The organism is Actinokineospora sp., assembly GCF_050699995.1.
Lineage (GTDB): Bacteria > Actinomycetota > Actinomycetes > Mycobacteriales > Pseudonocardiaceae > Actinokineospora.
The window spans coordinates 1-1,002 of sequence record NZ_JBOHGC010000325.1 but is presented as its reverse complement, the minus strand read 5'-3'; the positions used below and the strand labels follow the sequence as shown (position 1 = coordinate 1,002).

Annotated in this window: 1 protein-coding gene; it reads right to left on the bottom strand. The window is 69.1% G+C overall.

What is annotated here, in order from left to right; all coding sequences use genetic code 11:
• Positions 1-14: 14 nt before the first annotated feature.
• Complete coding sequence (locus ACRDSQ_RS16180) at positions 15-842, bottom strand: DNA adenine methylase (RefSeq protein ID WP_431422069.1); 828 nt, start codon at positions 840-842, stop codon at positions 15-17.
• Between the last annotated feature and the right edge of the window lie 160 nt (positions 843-1,002).

Sequence of the window (1,002 nt, the reverse complement as noted above, 5' to 3'; positions counted from 1 at the left end):
GCCGCACACTCCGGTCACAGCGCCTCCTCCCCGAGTAGGTCCAACTGCGCGGCGAGGGGCCGGTTTGACCACAGCACCTCGGTCCGGTTCGCCCAGGTGCCGCCCTGTCCGGTGCTGGCGGCGATGGTCAGCCGATGCCAGTCCGGGTACAGGTCACCGTCGTATAGGTCGGACGGGTACCCGGACAGCACGACCGCCGCCCGGGCGGCTCGAAGCGCTTCGGCAAGTTCCCGATGCTCGGCGTCGGTACGCATCTCGCACCGGTACGCGTTGTCGTTCGCACGGGTGGAACCGAGATACGGCGGGTCGACGTACAGCAGCACGTCGGGTTCGGCGCCGTATTTGTCGATCACGTCAAGCGCTGGCCGGCACTCCAGCGACACCCGTTGCAGCCGCTGTACGGCCGGGGCGAGGCGGTTGACGTACCCGGCGAGGTAGCCGGGCATGCTTGCGCTGGAACCGGCCGGGTTCACGTAGTGCCGCCACCCGGTGCGGCGTAGACGCCCTGATCTGCCCTGGGTGAGTTTCACGAACACCTGCCGCGCCAACTCCAGTTCGCCGGCGGCGTCCAACGGCATCGCCCGGTCGTACTCCGCTCGGGAGTGCGGCGTCAGCGCACACATCCGCGCCAGTTCGGCGGGGTGTTCCCGTAGAACACGCCAGAAGGTCATCAGCGTGTGGTCGATGTCGTTGACGGTTTCGTGGTCGGATGGTGGCTTGGCGAACAGCACCGCGAGGGAGCCGGCGAACGGCTCGACGTAGTGGGAGTGCGCGGGTAGTAGCGCGGCAATCGCGGGCCCGATGGTCGTCTTGCCGCCGAAGTACGGCACTGGAGGCTTCACGACGCCTCCCACAGGGTCCGCTGCACGCCGGCAGATCCGTGGTCCTCGCGGGGGCGTGACGGCCGCCACCAGCCCCGGTGCGCGGGTCGTTGCGCGAGGGCCTGCTCGGCGGGAGTCAGGTACGGTGCGTGGGTTCCTGTGCCCGAGCTGCAACACCTTC